This is a genomic window from Stenotrophomonas maltophilia, from assembly GCF_047782825.1.
Taxonomy (GTDB): Bacteria; Pseudomonadota; Gammaproteobacteria; order Xanthomonadales; family Xanthomonadaceae; genus Stenotrophomonas.
The window spans coordinates 3,880,540-3,897,909 of sequence record NZ_CP180589.1 but is presented as its reverse complement, the minus strand read 5'-3'; the positions used below and the strand labels follow the sequence as shown (position 1 = coordinate 3,897,909).

Annotated in this window: 19 protein-coding genes; 4 read left to right on the top strand and 15 right to left on the bottom strand. The window is 66.3% G+C overall.

Going from position 1 to position 17,370, the window contains the following annotated elements:
• Positions 1-216: 216 nt before the first annotated feature.
• From ACM2ZB_RS18030 to ACM2ZB_RS18005, 6 genes are all read right to left on the bottom strand, one after another.
• Entirely contained in the window at positions 217-1,131 is a 915-nt protein-coding gene (locus tag ACM2ZB_RS18030) for an IS110 family transposase (protein ID WP_416058579.1), read from the bottom strand.
• Between the two features lie 728 nt (positions 1,132-1,859).
• The gene (locus ACM2ZB_RS18025) at positions 1,860-2,594 is read right to left on the bottom strand and encodes a LytR/AlgR family response regulator transcription factor (protein WP_416056462.1); all 735 of its coding nucleotides are present in this window, start codon (positions 2,592-2,594) and stop codon (positions 1,860-1,862) included.
• A gap of 4 nt (positions 2,595-2,598) precedes the next feature.
• Entirely contained in the window at positions 2,599-3,615 is a 1,017-nt protein-coding gene (locus ACM2ZB_RS18020) for a sensor histidine kinase (protein WP_416058578.1), read from the bottom strand.
• Positions 3,616-3,645: 30 nt separating this feature from the next.
• Positions 3,646-4,305 (bottom strand): alpha/beta hydrolase, encoded by a 660-nt coding sequence (locus ACM2ZB_RS18015; protein WP_416056461.1) that lies wholly within the window; start codon positions 4,303-4,305, stop codon positions 3,646-3,648.
• A 50-nt stretch (positions 4,306-4,355) separates the two neighbouring features.
• On the bottom strand, positions 4,356-6,287 hold the full coding sequence (mdoH, locus tag ACM2ZB_RS18010; protein WP_416058577.1) for a glucans biosynthesis glucosyltransferase MdoH: 1,932 nt from the start codon (positions 6,285-6,287) through the stop codon (positions 4,356-4,358).
• Positions 6,288-6,697: 410 nt separating this feature from the next.
• Positions 6,698-6,871 (bottom strand): hypothetical protein, encoded by a 174-nt coding sequence (locus ACM2ZB_RS18005; RefSeq protein ID WP_313440620.1) that lies wholly within the window; start codon positions 6,869-6,871, stop codon positions 6,698-6,700.
• A 217-nt stretch (positions 6,872-7,088) separates the two neighbouring features.
• Between ACM2ZB_RS18005 and ACM2ZB_RS18000 the strand changes: the two genes are divergently transcribed.
• Positions 7,089-7,475 (top strand): DUF2628 domain-containing protein, encoded by a 387-nt coding sequence (locus ACM2ZB_RS18000; RefSeq protein WP_416056460.1) that lies wholly within the window; start codon positions 7,089-7,091, stop codon positions 7,473-7,475.
• Positions 7,476-7,552: 77 nt separating this feature from the next.
• Here the strand turns inward: ACM2ZB_RS18000 and ACM2ZB_RS17995 are convergent, their stop codons facing one another.
• Together ACM2ZB_RS17995 and ACM2ZB_RS17990 are read right to left on the bottom strand one after the other, a co-directional pair.
• Positions 7,553-10,084, bottom strand: coding sequence for a methyl-accepting chemotaxis protein (locus tag ACM2ZB_RS17995; RefSeq protein WP_416056459.1), 2,532 nt, complete (start codon positions 10,082-10,084; stop codon positions 7,553-7,555).
• A gap of 274 nt (positions 10,085-10,358) precedes the next feature.
• A complete protein-coding gene (locus tag ACM2ZB_RS17990; RefSeq protein ID WP_313440626.1) occupies positions 10,359-11,252 on the bottom strand; it encodes an NAD(P)-dependent oxidoreductase in 894 nt (297 codons plus the stop codon).
• 324 nt (positions 11,253-11,576) lie between these two features.
• Between ACM2ZB_RS17990 and ACM2ZB_RS17985 the strand changes: the two genes are divergently transcribed.
• Entirely contained in the window at positions 11,577-11,900 is a 324-nt protein-coding gene (locus ACM2ZB_RS17985) for a KGG domain-containing protein (protein WP_416056458.1), read from the top strand.
• Positions 11,901-11,915: 15 nt separating this feature from the next.
• Here ACM2ZB_RS17985 and ACM2ZB_RS17980 read toward each other — a convergent pair whose 3' ends face one another.
• From ACM2ZB_RS17980 to ACM2ZB_RS17970, 3 genes are all read right to left on the bottom strand, one after another.
• Positions 11,916-12,266, bottom strand: coding sequence for a VOC family protein (locus tag ACM2ZB_RS17980; RefSeq protein WP_416056457.1), 351 nt, complete (start codon positions 12,264-12,266; stop codon positions 11,916-11,918).
• Positions 12,267-12,381: 115 nt separating this feature from the next.
• On the bottom strand, positions 12,382-12,834 hold the full coding sequence (locus ACM2ZB_RS17975) for a PA2169 family four-helix-bundle protein (RefSeq protein ID WP_313440632.1): 453 nt from the start codon (positions 12,832-12,834) through the stop codon (positions 12,382-12,384).
• Positions 12,835-13,028: 194 nt separating this feature from the next.
• The gene (locus ACM2ZB_RS17970) at positions 13,029-13,352 is read right to left on the bottom strand and encodes a hypothetical protein (protein ID WP_416056456.1); all 324 of its coding nucleotides are present in this window, start codon (positions 13,350-13,352) and stop codon (positions 13,029-13,031) included.
• 151 nt (positions 13,353-13,503) lie between these two features.
• On the opposite strand from ACM2ZB_RS17970, the gene ACM2ZB_RS17965 reads away from it, so the two are divergent.
• Entirely contained in the window at positions 13,504-14,145 is a 642-nt protein-coding gene (locus tag ACM2ZB_RS17965; RefSeq protein WP_416056455.1) for a glutathione S-transferase family protein, read from the top strand.
• A 41-nt stretch (positions 14,146-14,186) separates the two neighbouring features.
• Here the strand turns inward: ACM2ZB_RS17965 and ACM2ZB_RS17960 are convergent, their stop codons facing one another.
• The 4 genes from ACM2ZB_RS17960 to ACM2ZB_RS17945 form a co-directional block, all read right to left on the bottom strand.
• Complete coding sequence (locus ACM2ZB_RS17960; RefSeq protein ID WP_416056454.1) at positions 14,187-14,588, bottom strand: hypothetical protein; 402 nt, start codon at positions 14,586-14,588, stop codon at positions 14,187-14,189.
• Between the two features lie 51 nt (positions 14,589-14,639).
• Complete coding sequence (locus tag ACM2ZB_RS17955; RefSeq protein ID WP_416056453.1) at positions 14,640-15,626, bottom strand: glycoside hydrolase family 43 protein; 987 nt, start codon at positions 15,624-15,626, stop codon at positions 14,640-14,642.
• 101 nt (positions 15,627-15,727) lie between these two features.
• Positions 15,728-16,147, bottom strand: a complete 420-nt coding sequence (locus ACM2ZB_RS17950; RefSeq protein WP_416056452.1) for an H-NS family nucleoid-associated regulatory protein — start codon at positions 16,145-16,147, stop codon at positions 15,728-15,730.
• A gap of 84 nt (positions 16,148-16,231) precedes the next feature.
• On the bottom strand, positions 16,232-16,459 hold the full coding sequence (locus ACM2ZB_RS17945; protein ID WP_416056451.1) for a hypothetical protein: 228 nt from the start codon (positions 16,457-16,459) through the stop codon (positions 16,232-16,234).
• A gap of 392 nt (positions 16,460-16,851) precedes the next feature.
• Between ACM2ZB_RS17945 and ACM2ZB_RS17940 the strand changes: the two genes are divergently transcribed.
• The gene (locus tag ACM2ZB_RS17940; RefSeq protein WP_416056450.1) at positions 16,852-17,361 is read left to right on the top strand and encodes a YcxB family protein; all 510 of its coding nucleotides are present in this window, start codon (positions 16,852-16,854) and stop codon (positions 17,359-17,361) included.
• Positions 17,362-17,370 lie beyond the last annotated feature (9 nt).

The following is a 17,370-nucleotide window of genomic DNA, read 5'->3' as shown; positions in this document are numbered from 1 at the left end:
CTATCGGCGGGATACGGCCAACGGCGGAGCCCCTCGTGGCGGGTGCGGGTTGCGGTTGGAAGGCGTGCTTGGCCGAGCGGGGTGGGTTAGCGGGGGACGCCGTGAATCCGTCCATGGAGCAACTGTGTTGTTGGAGGGGCTCAGGCCCCTCCGGCAGACGCGCACGGTAGTGCCGGCCGCTGGCCGGCAGCCTGTAAACGTACGCGCAAGCTGGCTTCAGGCGGGGATCGTTCCGCTTTCAGCGTCTCGCACGCGGGCGTTGAGGATCACCAGCATCTTCCGCATCACCGCCACGATGGCCACTTTGCCTTCCTTGCCGCGGGCCCGTAGTGACTGATAGAAATCCCTCAATCGAGGCTCATGGCGCATGGCCGACATCGCCGCCATGTAGAGCACCTGGCGGATTTCTGCTCTACCGCCCTTGATACTTCGTTTTCCTCGCATCGTGCCGCTGTCGTGGGACATCGGGGCCACCCCGACCAGGCTGGCGATGCGCTTGCCACTGATCCTGCCCAGTTCGGGCAGATAGCTGGCCAGTACGGCCTGCAGGGCCGGCCCTACGCCCTTCATCGACTTCAGTATCTTCAGTTGCGGCTGCTGACCAACCTGCTCGGCAATCTGCTTGCCCAGACGTTCCACCAGCGTCTGCTGCCGGATGATGTTGGCCTGCAGCAGGCGACGAAGCTCACGATCACTCACCATTTCCTGCTGCTGGCGGGCGATGGTCAATGCCTCCATCGCCTGCCGACGTGCCCGCACGAACTCCCGCATTCTCTGTTGCCAAGGCTCCAACGGCTGATAGGAGTGCAGCTTCACCAGGGCTGCCATCTGTGCCAACGCGTAGGCATCCAGCCGATCAGTCTTGGCCGTCTGGCCCATCCCCTGAGCGAACTTCCGGGCCCGAAACGCGTTGGCGCGGACCACCGGATGACCGGCCTTGTGCAGGAAATCCAGCACCGGCTGCTCATAGCCACCGGTGGCTTCCAGCACGATCTGGCTGGCCGCGTGTCTCTTCAACCATGTATCCAATTCAGAAAAGCCGGAGCGGCTGTTGCTGACCTGCAGGGTCTCTCCGTCGGTCGTGCCGACATCCAGCTGGCGCTTGCTGACATCAATCCCGATCCCGTTCATCACCGGACTCCGTATAGTCTGGAAGGGTCGAGAGCTCCCCCGCTTGCCCAGTCTTATCACTGCGAGTGTCAGCTCCAGCAACTGTTCGGGCGGATCAAGGGAGATTCCGGCGTGGGCGCCAAGCTCCATGGCGATCGTCGAGATCCAGGCTTGCACGGCGGCCCACGCCGGCTCTCGACACCTAAGCTGCCAGATCTCCATCAGATAAGGCTCGTAGGCGCCATCCATGGCGCCTGCGGTCCCGCGAACCCAACCCGCCCGGCCTTTGACAGTTTCCCTGCGCGCCAGCCACGGAAGATCAAAAGAAAAGAGCAGAAGCAAAGGCAACAGCCGGCGGCTTCCGGGGTCAGATCCCTTTTCCGCAGGAAAAGGGATCTGACCCCTCTTCCCCCACCCGATAACAACAATGCTCTGCTCTTGCCGTCCGACGCAGGGAAAACGAGAGGGTCGGGCCGGGGTGGGGTGGCGGGACCGCAGGCGCCATGGGCCCGAGGCATGCCTCGGGCGGGTTGGGCAGGACGCCCAACCCCGGTCTTGCCGTGGGCGCAGGACAGCGCACACGAGCAAGGCGCCTACGAGCCCCCAAGGATGGGTTTACGGCGTGTCCCGCCACCCCACCCCGGCCCGACCCAGCACGTAAAAACAACGAGCCGACCAACCACCGTTGCAGTTTCCGTTGCTCTTGATGTTGATCTGTAAGCAGTCGCGGCCGCAGGCCGCGCGGAACCTCACAGATGCCGCAATTCCTGCTTCAGCGTCGCCACGCACCGGCGGCTCACTTCCAGCGGCTGCTTGCCATGCCGCAATACCGCCTGCACCTGGCCGCCGGCGCCACGCCGCAGCTCCACCAGTTCGTGGCGGGCGACCAGGCAGTTGCGGTGGATGCGCACGAAGCGGCTGGCGAATTCCTCTTCCAGCGACTTCAGCGACTCTTCGATCAGGTCTTCGCCGCGTGCGTGGTGCACCACCACGTACTTTTCCTCGGCCTGCAGGTAATGGATGTCATCCAGCGGAATCAGCCGCAGGCTGCCACGCAGGCGTGCGCACAGCATGCTGCGGGCCTGGCCGCCATTGTGCGGCGGCGGTGCGCCACGACCGGCCAGGAAGGTGCGTGCGCGGGCAATGGCCGCAGCCAGGCGTTCGGCGCGTACCGGCTTCATCAGGTAGTCGATCGCGGCGGCTTCGAACGCCGACAGCGCGTGCGCATCGTAGGCGGTGCAGAACACTACCGCCGGGCGCGGTTCGAAACTGGCCAGGTGGCGGGCAGCCTCCAGGCCGTCCAGGCCGGGCATGGCGATATCCAGCAGGACCAGGTCCGGCTGCAGTTCCGCGCACGCGTGCAGGGCCTGTTCGCCGTTGCCGGCTTCGGCCACCACGTCGATGCCTTCCTGCGCGGCCAGCAGGCTGCGCAGGCGCTCGCGTGCCAGCGGTTCGTCATCGGCGATGACTACCCTCACGATCATTCCCTCACTGGATCGGCACTGTCACCTGACAGGCATAGTAGCCCTCGCTCCAGCCGGCCGTCATCCGCGCGGCACGGCCGAAGCGCCAGGCCAGGCGGTGGCCGATGCTGTGCTGTGCATGGCCGGCGCCGCGTGCCAGCGCCAGTCCCGGCGCCTGCGGATCGGGGGCCGGATTGCGAACTGTGATCTGCAGCTCATTGCCGTGGCAGGACAACAGCAACTCGATGGTGCCGCCTTCGGGCAGGCGCGAGATGCCATGCAGCACGGCGTTTTCCACCAGCGGCTGCAGCACCAGCCGCGGCAGCGGCAGATTCCAGGGCAGCGGTTCGTCGCGCTGCCAACGCACCTGCAGGCGATCGCCCAGGCGCAGCGACTCGATCGAAAGATAGCGCTCGGCCAGCTCGCATTCGGCCTGCAGGGTGGAATCCCCCTCGCCCGCTCCCAGCGCCGCACGGAACAGGTCGGACAGGTCCAGCACCGCGCGTTCGGCCACCGCCGGATCGCGATGCAGCAGGCTGGCGATCAGGTTCATGCTGTTGAAAAGAAAATGCGGGCGGATGCGCGCCTGCAGTGCGTCGGCCTGCGCACGCGCATTGGCCTGCACCTGCGCCGCCCAGCGGTCGCTCACGTAGAAGTAGCGCAGGGCCAGCGCGGTGATCAGCGCGGTGGTCGCTGCGCTGCCCAGGGTGAATCGCCAGAAGCTGATGCTGCGGGTGAAGCTGTCGCCCAGCACCGCGTACAGGGCGTGGATGATACCGGCGCAGGCCACCGCGATCAGGGCCGAAAGGCCAATGGCCAGGGCTGACCCCAGCACTTCGGGCAGGCGGGACAGTGCCTGCCGCAGCAGGCACAGGCAGGCAGTGACCGCCAGCGCCAGCCACATCGCGAAACCGCTGGCCGAAGCCAGCTCGCCCAGCGTCCAGTGCCGGCTGCCATCAGGCGCCAGTGCCAGCACCACCACCACCAGCTCGGCCAGGCCGAGCATCGCCAGCAGCCGCGGCAGGCGGCACAGTTCCGGCATCCAGGGGGTGCTGGGGCTGGCGGCCATGGGTCAGGCCACGCCCAACCGTTCCTGCAGCCAATCGCCCAGGGCGTGGATTTCCTCGGCGCAGACCTGGTGCGCCATCGGGTAGCGCTGCCACTGGATCTGCAGGCCCAGATCACGCAGCACCTGCGCGCTGTGTTCGGCCACGGCCAGCGGAATTACCGGATCGCTGCTGCCGTGGGCCATGAACACCGGCACGTCCACGGCACCGTCGGCGCGGGTGGCCGCCTGCGCGTCGGGCAGATAGGTCGACAGCGCGATCAGTCCGGCCAGGGGGGCGGTGCGCTCAAGTGCAGCACTGAGAATGACCGCCCCGCCCTGCGAGAAGCCGGCCAGGAAGATGTGGTCGGCCGCGATGCCGCGCTCGATCTCGCGGGCGATCAGCGCATCCAGCTGCGCCACCGATTCGCGCACGCCGGCCATGTCGGCGCGCGAGCGGAAATCCATGCCGACGATGTCGTACCAGCCGCGCATCGGCACGCCGTTGTTGATCGTGATCGGCCGCACTGGTGCGTGCGGGAACACGAAGCGCAGCGCCGGCCAGTGCGGCCGCACCAGCTCGGGCACGATCGGCGCGAAATCGTGGCCATCGGCGCCCAGGCCATGCAGCCAGATCACCGACCACTGCGGCGAGGCGCCGGTTTCCTGTTCCACGGTTTGCAGCATGATGCGGCTCCTTCAAGTTCGAGCCGCATTATGCCGCCGCCATGGGGCGATCAGTACAGCGGCGGCTGCTCGGCGGCTTCGCGGCGCAGTTCGGCGGCACGCACCAGAACGGGCGGCGGTGTGTTTTCCTCAGGAATGTCCAGCAGCCCCCAGCGGTGCAGGAAGGCACCGGGTCCGCGCGAGGAGGTGAGCGCGACCACCGGAATGGCCAACACCATGCCGATCACCACCGGTGCCATCCAGGCGGCCAGCGACGGCGACACCGCCCAGGCCAGCATGCCCATGAAGGCACCGAACACGCCCAGGCCACCGTAGCCACGCACCAGCGCCATCCAGGAAATGCCGCCATCGTCGCGCTGCTGCGCGTCCCAGCCCGAATCGCGGCCGGACAGCACTTCGGCCACGCCACGCGACTGCACGTACATCACCACCGGCGCCATCAGCGCCGCCAGCACGGTTTCCACCAGCATCGACACGAACGCGCGGAACGCGCCACCGCAGCCACGACGATCCACCGGGTCCAGCAGCATGGCCAGGTAGCCCAGCACCTTGGGCAGCAGCAGCACGGCCATGGTGGCGCCGAACAGCCGCACCACCTGCTCTTCGTCCTGCGCACGCCAGTAGACGCTGGGCGACAGATGCAGCAGGGCGTTGAAATCGATGCCTTCCTGGAACAGAGGGATGGCGATGCCGATCAGCATCAACATGCCCCACATCGGCGCGGTGAAGTAATGGCCGATGCCGATCAGCATGTGCACGCGGCTGATCCAGTGCAGGCCGCGGCTGCCCACCACCTTGCCGTGCTGCAGGTTGCCCTGGCACCAGCGGCGGTCGCGCACCAGCATGTCGGTCAGGGTCGGCGGGCCTTCCTCGTAGCTGCCGCCCAGGTAAGGCACCATGTGCGCGGCCCAGCCACCGCGGCGCATCAGCGCAGCTTCGACGAAATCGTGGCTGAGCACGTGGCCGCCGAACGGCTTGCGCCCCGGCAGCGCCGGCAGGCCGGCGTGGTCGGCGAAGGCACGGGTACGGATGATGGCGTTGTGGCCCCAGTAGTTGCTCTCGGCACCATGCCACCAGGCCACGCCACGGGCGATCACCGGGCCGTACACGCGGCCACCGAACTGCTGCATGCGTGCGAACAGCGTGCGGCCACCGATCACCGACGGCAGGGTCTGGATCAGGCCCACATCGGCGTTGTGTTCCATGCCGGCCACCAGGCGCACGATGCTGTCGCCGGTCATCAGGCTGTCGGCGTCCAGGATCAACATCTGCGGGTAGGCGCCACCGAAACGGCGTACCCAGTCGGCAATATTGCCGGCCTTGCGGGCGCTGTTGTCGCTGCGGCGGCGATAGAACAGGCGCACCTGGCCATCGGGCACCAGCCCGCGCAGTTCATTGAAGACCTGTTCCTCGGCGCGCGCGATGTCCTCGCGGCGGGTGTCGCTGAGCACGAAGAAATCGAAGCGCGCCAGCTGGCCGGTGGCCGCCACCGACTCATAGATCGCGCGCAGGCCGGCCAGCAGCCGGCGCGGGTCTTCGTTGTAGGTGGGCATCAGCAGCGCGGTGCGGCTGTGCACCACCGGCAACGGCTTGTCCGGGTCAATGCCCAAGCGGTAGCCACGGTCGAACACGGCGGTCAGGAAGCCGGCCACGGCGCTGGCGAAGGACAGCGCGATCCAGGCGAACAGACCGACGAACAGCACCAGCAGGCAGGCCTCGAGCACACTGATCCCGTTGGTGGACAGCACCCGCCACATCATCCGCGTGGCCACGGCGGTCATCGCCGCCGTACCACCGAACAGATACAGGCGGCGCAGCTTGATCATGCGCGGCGAGGTGCGGTGACGAGGAACCTTGAGCTTGCCCTCGCGCAGGGTCTGCTCGGGCATGGTCAGCGGCGCTTCCGGCGGCAGCAGTGCCCAGCCGGCGTCCAGCTCGGGGTTGCCCGGCCCCGCCTGCGCGATGTGAGCTTCCATCACCATCACTCCGCCCAGGCCGCACGGCCGGCCATCCCGGCCGGGCTGCATGCACCAAGGTTCCCGGCGCGCTTTCCCGGCGCCCGCACTTGTCCTGTCTGCAACGGCTTCACGCCGCGCAGTCGATGTCTGTCACTACCGGAACCCACACGATCTCCAACGGGGCGGAATCGAAAATGCGGCTCAGTCTATGGGGGCAAATGTAAGCCGGGCGCGAAGGTTTACGCCGGGAATTTCCCCCATTCAGCCATCAGCAGGCGACAGCGGGCAGCGCCAGACCCGCGCGCAGTCAGGCAGCGCGGACGCTGGATCGAACAAAATGATAACGATTCTTGATTGCGGAACGTGGCGGCCGCTGTCCTGGCAGACGCCACCCTTGGGTGGCGACCCATGATGCGCGCAGGAGCGTGCCAACCCTACCTGGGCAAGATCGCCTCGGGCGCTGCCGCATCGCGGGTGGCAGCCGTGCGTGCACGGTCCATCGCCACCGCCAGCTGCTGGCGGGCGAGCAGTTGTTGTGCCTGCACCACTTCGGGTGTCGGCAGGAGCACCGGCCCGGGTGCGTTTTCCGGTGTAACAGGTGTGGTCATGCAACCTCCATGGACATCCCGCCACCGCCGGGGGCCAAAGGCCGGGGGGCAGCGGAACTGCGCACCCTATCCTAAAAAGAAGGCGGGTGGGTGACGGTGCGGCGCCGTGACGCAAGCCCCAGGATGGTGCGACGTCACATTTTTGACGCGCGGGGCTGGCTGGCTGAATGCGACGCATTTATCATGAAAACGTTTTCTTACAGGGAAGTCCCCCTCCGTGAATGCAGTCGATCTTTCCCGCTTCAGCCAGAAGTGGCAGTTCCGCTTCAACTTCTTCCAGCAGCACGGCGCCCCCAAGGAGCCGGATTTCAAGCAGGCCTGGAAGGCCCTGTCCTTCGGCGACCGGCTGAAGGTCAACCTCAACTTCTTCGCCTTCTTCTTCGGCGCGATCTACCTGTTCATCCTGGGCATGTGGCGCAAGGCGCTGGTGGTGATCGGCATCAACATCGTGCTGGTTGCCGTCAGCCTGGTGCTGCCGGACATCGTGGCCCGCGCACTGTTCATCGCAATGAACTTCCTGGTCGCCTCCAGCACCAACTACGCCTATTACCTGGAACAGGTGAAGGGCAACACCAGCTGGAACCCGTTCGAAGGCATGTTCTAAAGAGGCATGCTCTAAAAAGGCATGCTCCAACGCGGTACCGACGACGCCCGGCCAGCCGGGCGTCGTCGTTTCAGCACTCAGGCCGCGCGCAACGCCACCGGTGCGGTTTCGGCCTGCAGGCGGAAGCGCGATACCGCCACCGCCAGCTGCTCGGCCTGGTCTTCCATCGCCCGCGCCGCCGCCGTGGCTTCTTCCACCAGCGCGGCATTCTGCTGGGTGGTCTCGTCCATCTGCACCACGGTCTGGTTGACCTGCTCGATGCCGGCCGACTGCTCGCGCGAAGCGGCCGAGATCTCGGCCATGATCTCGTTGACCCGGCCGACCTGGCCGACGATCTCCTGCATCGTGCGGCCGGCGCCATGCACCAGCTGGGCACCGGCACCGACCTGCGCCACCGACGCATCGATCAGTTCCTTGATCTCCTTGGCCGCCCCCGCCGAGCGCTGGGCCAGCGCGCGCACTTCGCTGGCCACCACGGCGAAGCCGCGGCCCTGCTCACCGGCACGCGCCGCTTCCACGGCCGCGTTCAGCGCCAGGATGTTGGTCTGGAAGGCAATGCCATCGATCACCGAAATGATCTCGGCAATGCGCTGGGAGGAGCGCTCGATCTGCTCCATGGTCTGCACCACCTGGCCGACCACCTGACCGCCTTCGCTGGCCACGCCGGCTGCCGATCCAGCCAGGGTATTGGCCTGCTGTGCGTGTTCGGCGTTCTGGCGCACGGTGGAGGTCAGTTCCTCCATCGACGCAGCGGTTTCTTCCAGGTTGGCCGCCTGCTGTTCGGTGCGGCGCGACAGATCGCTGTTGCCCGAGGCGATCTCGCCGGCAGCCAGGCGGATGCTCGCCGCCGACTGCTGGATCTGGCCGACGATCTGGGTCAACTGCTGCACGGTGCTGTTGGCATCGTCGCGCATCACCGCGAACACGCCATGGAAATCACCGTGCATGCGCGTGCTCAGGTCGCCCGCGGCGATCGCACGCAGCAGCGTGGACAGTGCCGCCAGGTTGTGGTCGCTCACCTGCATCATGGTGTTGAGCGTTTCCACCATGCGGCGGAAGTCGTGTTCAAAGCGCTGCGCATCACCGCGCACGGCGAAGTCGCCGGCCGCCGCGGCAGCCGCCAGCTGCTGGATCTGGTCGTTGATCGCGCCCAGGTTGGCCTTGGTGGTGGCCATGGCCGCGGTGAATACCGCCTTCTCGCCCGGCAGGGCTTCCATGTCCACGCTCAGGTCGCCCACGGCGTAGCGCTGCATCACGTCCACCAGGCGCTGGGTGACCGCGTTGCTGGAGGCCACCAGCTGGTTGCTGTCGGCCACCATGCGGCCGTACTCGCCCGGGAAGACCGATGCATCCATGCGGTAGCTGATCTGGCCGCCGTCATGGCGCTGCGCCATTTCCGCCTGCGCGGCCATCACCGCCTGCAGCGTTCCGCGCATGCCCTGCATCGCTTCCAGCAGGCGACCCACTTCATCGTTGCTGCGCGCCGGCATCACCGTGTCCAGCTTGCCGGCGGCGACGTCGCCAGCGATGCGCACGGCTTCGGCCAGCGGGCGGATGGCCAGGCGGCGCAGCAGCACGTACACGCCCGCGCTCAGGGTCAGCGCGGCGATCACGCCCACCAGCAGGGTCAGCCACAGCAGCTGGCGTGCCTCGGCCACGATCACCGCATGCGGCACCACCACGCCCAGGGCGAAGCGCTGCGGCGCATCGCCCACCTGCAGCGGCACGTACAGGCGCACGTTGCCCGCATCATCGGGTTCGAACGCCTCGAAAGGCTTGTCAGCGGCCACCTGCGCCAGCATCTGCCGGGTGAAGGCGTCGCTGCGCGGCTTGCCGATCTCGGCGGCGTTGGCCGAGGCCAGCACCACGCCCTTGGGCGACAGCAGTTCTACCCGGCCGGCGCCCATCGGGGCCAGCGTTGCCAGGTGCTTCTGCAGCGCGGCCAGCGAGAAATCGACGGTGAACACACCCAGGAAGGTGCCGTTTTCCACGATCGGCGTGCTGAGGGTGCTCATCAGCACCCGCTGGCCGCCGATGTCATAGGCATACGGCTCGCTGACCTTGGGCAGCTTGTCGCGGCTGGGGCCCATGTACCAGTCACCCGAACCGCTGGCGGTTTCGGTGTAGTCCGTCATCGGCGACTGCTGCGGCTTGCCGTCCTGCCAGGCCCAGTAGCTCATGAAGCGGCCGGTGGCGTCGTGCGCCTCGGTGTTGACGAAGTCCGCATCCTTGCCGTCGAAGGCGTCGGCCTCCCACATGGTGCTCTTGCCCAGCCATTCCGGGTGCGCATGCAGCTGCTCGCCGATGATCGCCGCCAGGGCGGCGCGGTCGGGCACATCGCCACGGGCGCGCTGGGCCAGCACGGTTTCCACCATGGCATCGTTGCTGGCGAAGGCGGTGCCCAGGTCGGCCGAGACCTTGCGTGCCTCGGCATTGGCTTCACTGGCCATGGTCTGGCGCGAGGCGCTGACCAGGCTGGCGCTGGCCTGGCGGTAGATCAGGAAGGCAGTCACGCCGAAACACAGCAGCGCGATCGTGGCGGTGCCCAGCATCAGCTTGTGGGCGATGCTGCCCGGACGGCGGGCAGCGGCGGAGCGGGAAGAGGACATGGAAGGATCCGCAGGCAGTTCAAGACAACCGGCACCACGACGGCACCGCGCAGGATGCGCGATCCCTCGCGCCGCCGCCGGCCCATGCCGGGATCGATTCCGGCGCAGGCAGGCACGCACCGGGTTAGCGGCCGCAGACGGATGAGGTTGAGGCGAAGCGCCTGCGCGAAGCTGAACCCGCTCAGGTGGAGGACCTGGAGCGCAGAGCAGTCGAGCATGGCTCGACTTTACAGGGGCGGTGGAGCAGTCGAGCATGGCTCGACGCTAGAGGGCCCTATTCCACTACGCGGTCGCCGATCCACCGCGCGCGCGGCAGCACTTCGATGCTGCCGGCGGCGTACTGCTGCAGCACGCCCTCGGGGCCGAAGCGCGGCTGCCAGCCCAGAGCCTGGCGCAGGCGGCTGCTGTCGTACACGCGATCGATGCTGAGCGGCAGCGGCCAGCCGCGCCGCTCGAACTCGGCCAGCAGCTGCGGGACGCGGCGGGCCAGGACCTGCCGCGGGTTCGCGGCCAGCGCCAGGCAGTCGCTGCGCTGGAACGGTGTGGCCGCACAGGCGATGTACCGCTGGAACACCCCGCCGTCATCGTGCAGCAGCGCCGCGTGCGCACTGGCCACGTCGCGCGCATCGATGCCGCGATGCAGGCGGAACATCGCCATGCGTTCAGGCGATTCGGGAAAGCAGCGCGCCATGCGCAGCACGCGCACCTCGAAACCCGGCTGGGCTGCGGCTTCGGCCAGCGCCTCGGCCTGCAGCTTGGTGCGGTGGTAGACGGTGCGTGGCAGGGGCTCGGTCGCCTCGTCGATCCAGCGGCAGCCGCCGGCTACCACCGCATGGCCATACAGCGCGGTGGTGCTGGTCAGCACGAAGCGCCGTGCACCGGCCTGGCGCGCCAGCTGCAGCAGCTGCGCGGTGGCCTCCACGTTGATCTGCTGGAACACCTCATCCGGCACCAGCCCAACATGCGGGGCATGCAAGGCGGCGGTGTGGATCACCGCATCCACCCCGCGCACTGCCCGCTCCAGCGCCTGGCGGTGGGTGACATCGGCAATGATGCGGGTGGTGTTGAACGGACTGCGGTCCAGGCCCACTACTTCATGCTCGGCGGCCAGCGCGCCGAAGATCGCGCGCCCGATCCGCCCGGAACTTCCGGTCAACAGGATCTTCATTGAGTCCATTCACTCGACTGCGCCCGGGAGCTACCGGGATGACCCGATTCTAGGCATGCGCGGCGGCGGCGGCGATAGCCTTCGAAGGCGATGTGCGGAAGGACCTGGCCGGTCGATGGCGCGCAGGGCGCGCTCGCAGTGGATGACCTGGCTGCCGCGGACATGCGGGTGAGGTCGCTGCCCGCCCGCTAACGCCCCGTGGAGTGCGTGCATGCGCGATGTGAACGGATGCGCAGGCACGTCCACCTTCGTTTAGCCGCCGCTGTGCAGCATGGAACCGGTCGTCGAAGCTGGCGGCGTCCCTTTCCGCAACGGAGACACACGATGGCCAATGCACGCCCCGGCACCCAGAACCGCGGCTTCGCCTCGATGGACGAAGACAAACAGCGCGCCATCGCCGCCAAGGGCGGCCGCGCTGCCCATGCATCCGGCAATGCGCACGAGTTCAGCTCCGCCGAAGCCCGCGTGGCCGGCCGCAAGGGCGGCGTGGCGATCAGCCGCAACCGCCAGCACATGGCCGCGATCGGCCGCGAAGGCGGTCATGCGCGGCATGCCAATGCGCAGCAACAACAGCAGCAGATGCAGGCAGAGAAGCACGAGGAATCGCCGTCCGCCCCGGTGCCGCCGCCACGCGGGCAGCAGGGCTGAAAATGGCCTGCGGCATCAGGTGTGGCTGAGGATGTTCAACAGCCGCCCGAACGGATCGCGCACGTAGAAGCGGCGCACGCCCCAGGGTTCCAACGCAGGCCCGTAGACCAGCGCGATATCGGCCTGGTTCACCCGTGCCAGCACCTCATCCAGATCATCCACCTCGATGGACAGGTCCGGCACCGGCGTGCCGGACCCTCCTTCGCTGGCCACACTCACCTGCGCCAGCGACTTGCCCTGGCCACCCCAGGTCACGATCCAGCCGTGGTCCATCACCTTGTCCATGCCCAGGATGCCGCCATAGAAGGCTTCGGCCTGGGCAGGGTCCTGGCAGGCAATGTTGGCAACTACGCGTTTGACGACCATGCAGGATGTTCCTTCAGGGTGGCGGGGCCGGGGCAGCGATTGTGGAGCTTACAAAAGCAAAGGCCCCGCCAGAAGCGGGGCCTCCTGCACATCGACTGACGTGCAGATGCGGCGATCAGGCCGCCTTCATCGCATGCTTGCGGTCGCGCATCACGCGATGGCAGTCCTGCACTTCCGGCAGCCACTGGGTCACTTCCTGGCGCACGGCCGGCGGCAGGTCGTTTTCATTCAGCACATCCTTGAACGCGCCCAGCAGACGGTCTTCGGATTCTTCCAGCTCGGCCACGTAACCGTAGTTGGTATCGCCGAAGGCGGCGCGGACCTTGCCGTAGAACTGCTGCATGGAACCGACCATCGTGCCGTGCTCGGCCGGCTTGCCGCCGCTGGCGGCCACGGCACTGCTCAGCGAGGACACGATACGGGCCTTCACCCCGGCGATGCGCACGAACAGCGCGGACAGCTCGGTGTCCTTCACCTTGGTCGCGGCTTCTTCATAGAACGACTTGCCGTCACGGGCAATCTCGATCAGGTCGTTGAGGCGGTGTTCGATGGTGGACTGGGTGCTCATGGCATGTCTCCTTGATCGGGTCTGCGGGATAGGGGCAACGTGGTGTCCGTTGCCTGCAGGTCCACAGTGGAGAAGTGCGCGTGCGTTGCGGGTGAGTGGCGATTGATGCGGCAATCACGGCCACGAACGGCAACTGACTGTTCACGTCCTCTTGCATGTGATTCACACGGAGAGAACGTTTTCGAGTCCGCTCATCAATCCGGCAGTGCGCCATGCGCTGACGCAAACTTCGACAGCGAAGATGACTCGACGGGCAGATCATTTGCCAGGCACCATTCCACAAAATCGGCCACCGCCACTGTCACCCGGACAGTGCCAACGCCACTCACTCTGGCGAGCCATACGTGACGCTCAATATCTTTTTCCCACTCGGCAAACGTATCGTGCCAGTCGCGCTCAGGCAGGAGCGCCTTGAAGATGGCGTACTCTTCCTCCCGGAACCACGCGAACGCAAGATACGATGCGCCATCCTCGCGGGGAGGAGGAAGCGGCACGAGGGCGGGACGACCGTCTTTCATGGTTCCATGACCTCAGTGGAGCGTGTCTGAAGTATCCGATAGCAGCACCGGTTTCGGTCAAGGGTCAGACAATGGAAGGGAGATGTCGATTCCCATCCCCGTCACTCGTCGGAACAGGAAAGGCAGCGCTTCGGCTTGCAGGAGCCAACCCGTGCACCCGATCCTCACCGCCTTCGCCACCTCCCCCGACCGCGGCCAGGGCCTGGCCCGCGACATGCGCGTGCGCTGGGCGCTGGAAGAACTGGGCGTGGCCTACGACGTGCAGCTGCTGACCTTCGCGGAAATGAAGGAACCGGCGCACCGCGCCCGCCACCCGTTCGGGCAGATCCCCACCTACGAAGATGGCGAGCTGGTGCTGTTCGAGTCAGGCGCGATCATCCTGCACCTGGCTGAGCAGCATCCGGGCCTGCTGCCCGCCGATGCGGACGGCCGCATGCGCGCGATCGTGTGGATGTTCGCCGCCTTGAACACCGTGGAGCCGCCGATTGTCGAGCGCTCGATGGCCTGGGTGCTGGAGCGCGAACAGCCCTGGTACGCGCAGCGGCTGGTGATGCTGGATGAGCGCGTGCGCCGGCGCCTGGAAGAGCTTTCCACGCGGCTGGGCGATGGCCCCTGGCTGGATGGCGCGTTCAGTGCCGGCGACCTGCTGATGGTGTCGGTCCTTCTGCGCCTGAAGAGCAGCGGGATCGTCGATGAGTTCCCCGCGCTGGCGGCCTATGTGCAGCACGCGACCGATCGGCCGGCCTACCAGCGGGCCTTTGCCGCACAACTGGCCGTGTTCCAGAACACGTAGCGCCGCGTCGTGCCGGGTGGCGTAGACCTGCCGCGTGCAGATCAGCTGCGGCGGCAGGCCACCTGCACCAGCATCAACTGCGCGACCAGGATCAGCATCGCGCAACCGGACAGCAGCCAGGGGTCGATGTACCACTGCGCATTGAAGCTGAAACTACCAGCGGAAATTCGCTTCCAGCCGTTGAAGTGCTGCATGGCCGCGACCACGAACGCGAAGCCACCGCTGGTGTACGCCAGCCAGGGCACGACGATGCCACCGGGACGCGCGAACAGCATCAGTACACCCAACACGCCGATGACCGTGCGCTGCACGCGGCAGTACGGGCAGACATACGCCACGCCCGACCACTCCACCGCCCATGCCAGCAGGCTGATCACCACCGCCAGCGCGCCTGCCGCGTACAGGGCCTTGCGTGGAATCATCGCGCCGCCGTTGCCTGCCATGCCGTGCTCCCTTCACGTTCTGATGCGCACAGCGTAGCGCGCCCACGGTATTCAGCGCAGCGGGTCGGGCGCCACGCCTTCGTGGGTGATCTTCACCGGCAGGATGTGGCCCTGCGCATCGAACTCCATGCGCTCGATGGCGGTTTCGCGATGGTCGCGGGCGGTGTCCCCGTGCGGGCGACGGTGGTAGACGATGTACCAGCGGTCGGTGCCCGGCACCTGGATGACCGAGTTGTGGCCGGCGCTGGTGGCGATGGCTTCATCCTGCTGCAGCACCGTGCCGACGCGCTTGAACGGGCCGGTGGGTGCATCGGCAATGGCATAGGCCACCGTGTAATCCGGGCCACCCCAGCCGCCTTCGGACCACATGAAGTAATAATGCCCACCGCGCTTGAACATCAGCGGGCCCTCCACGTATTCCGGCGCCGGGGTGATTTCCTTGAACAGCGAGCCATCGGCCAGCGGCAGCACGCCGGTGAAATCATCCTTCAGGCGCACGATGTTCGCGTGCTTCCAGCCGCCATAGATCATGTACCAGGCGCCGTCGTCATCCTTGAACACGAACTGGTCGATGGGCTGCGCGCCATTATGGAAAGCGCCCACCAGCGGCTTGCCGAGCAGGTCCTTGTACGGCCCTTCCGGGCGGTCGGCCACCGCCACGCCGATGCCACCCGGTTCGCTATCGGTCTTGATGTCGTTGGCGGCGAAGAAGAAGTAGTACTTGCCGTTGTTTTCCACCACGGACGGTGCCCACATCGCGCGCTTGGCCCAGGGCACGTTCCTGGCGTTCAGTACGTCGGCATGCCTGGTCCACTGCACCAGATCGGACGACGAGAACGCATCGAACGTCGTCTGCGCATCGTAGTCCGCCGAGGTGGTCGGGAATATCCAGTAGCGGTTGGCGAATACCGCCGCTTCGGGGTCGGCATACCAACCCTTCAGGATCGGATTACCCGAGGTGGCCGGCGGCGCAGCCTGCGCGCCCGTTGCCAGTGCTGCTGCCATGCAGGCGGCCATCATCCACTTGCCCAACGCCATGCCGTGCGCTCCCGTGCTGGATAGATGGGAGCATATTAGATCGATTCAGATGCGGGATGCGAAGGCGGCCCCACTCCATGCGCAGGAGTGGGACGCAGGCCTCAGGCCTTCTTGATGACGGTGCGCTTGCCGATGCTGCTGGTCTTGCCGGCGGTCGGCTTGGCCAGACCCGGAATCAGGAAATCGGTGACCTTGTGGCCCTTGGACACCTTGGCCGCCAGCCAGCGTGGCATGCGCCCACGGCCGGTCCAGGTCAGGCGCTTGTATTCCGGATCGCGGTATTTGGGCGCGACCTTGCCGGACTTGCGGCGGGTGGGTTTACGCGCGGGTGCGGGTTCTTCCCCGGCGTCGTCGCCAAAGAGCTCCTCGATGGTGTAACCGGCTTCGGCCGCGGCGGCCTTCAGCAGGCGGCGCACGGCCGCAGCCGGGCGGCGGCTGGTGATAAGGGCTTGGCGCTGTTCAGCCGCAGCCACCAGAGCGCCCAGCTCCCGAAGGCTGAGCGATTCGATATCGATAGTCATGCGGGGAAGGTCTACTGCGGCGGGCCGGGTGTCAAGTTTGCTTCACTGATAAATCAGCGATGGCTGGCCGACGACGCTTCCCGCTTATCGGGCATGGCACCGATATCGAACAAATGGCTTGTCGGCTTGATCAACGGCGGTCAGGGCATTTCCATCGGCACTCAGCGTGAAGTATCTGTTGCCCAGCCAGGTCTCGCCCTCACCGGACAGTTCCGAAATCAGCATGATCTCGCGCGGTCCTCTGGTCACCACAGCCTTGATGGTACCCGCGCTTCCCCAGTAGGTGATGTGCCTGGCTTCGATGACAAGCATGGAATCGTCCCAATCGGCACCGCAGGCTCTGCCCCCCCCGCGCTCCACTCACCGAGAAAACGGGCGGGTACGGAATCAACGCGCTCGGCAGCATTCAAACCGAAAGTGGAAACCGCCAGGAAAATTACAGCCAGATAGTTCATCCAGCAACTCCATACCGCCCGGCGGAAGCAGGCCTGATGATGCCATGGGATTCACATGCCGCGCATACGGAGCACACTTGTCCGGTACGTGTTCGATCCAGGTTTTTGGAACAGTTTCATTTTCGGCGGATCAACGGAATGGCACAATGGAATTACTCCGTTTTGCCACTTCATCGCAGCGATGTTGCGACGGGGAGCAGCAGGATTCCGGAATGTCTCGATTCAGAGCGATACCACAGGGAAAGGCAGATGATCTCCGGCACGCTTACTCAAGAGCAGCATCTTCACGCACTTCGCCTGCACCGGCGGAAGGCGGTAAAGGTGCTGGTAGGGGTCCTGCTGGCATGTGCGGTGATCGGCGTTGTCGCTGTTGCCACGGGCCATCACTTCCCTGGTCTTGTCGTGGTCTGCGGCGGCGTCGGCGGCGCGCTCGGTGCGTTCGGCCAGTCCAGGCTGACCCTGCCCCGTCAGGTGGCCAGGATCCACCGTCAACAGGCGAGTCTGCACGCCCACTACACGTATAGCTGGGACGAAGAGTGGCTCAGTGTTGCGTCCGAGCATGTGCAGGCAAAACGGAGATGGTCGGATTACATCAAGCTGCGGGAGAACGAGGAAGTGCTGCTCCTCTACCACTCGGACGTCATGTTCGAGGTATTCCCGAAGGCATGGTTCAACGCCCAGGCACAGATGGATGAATTCCGGAGATTGGCCTCGCGCGGCGGGATGAGCGCACGAATGATTCGCTGGACGCGAGCGTAATGCGCAATC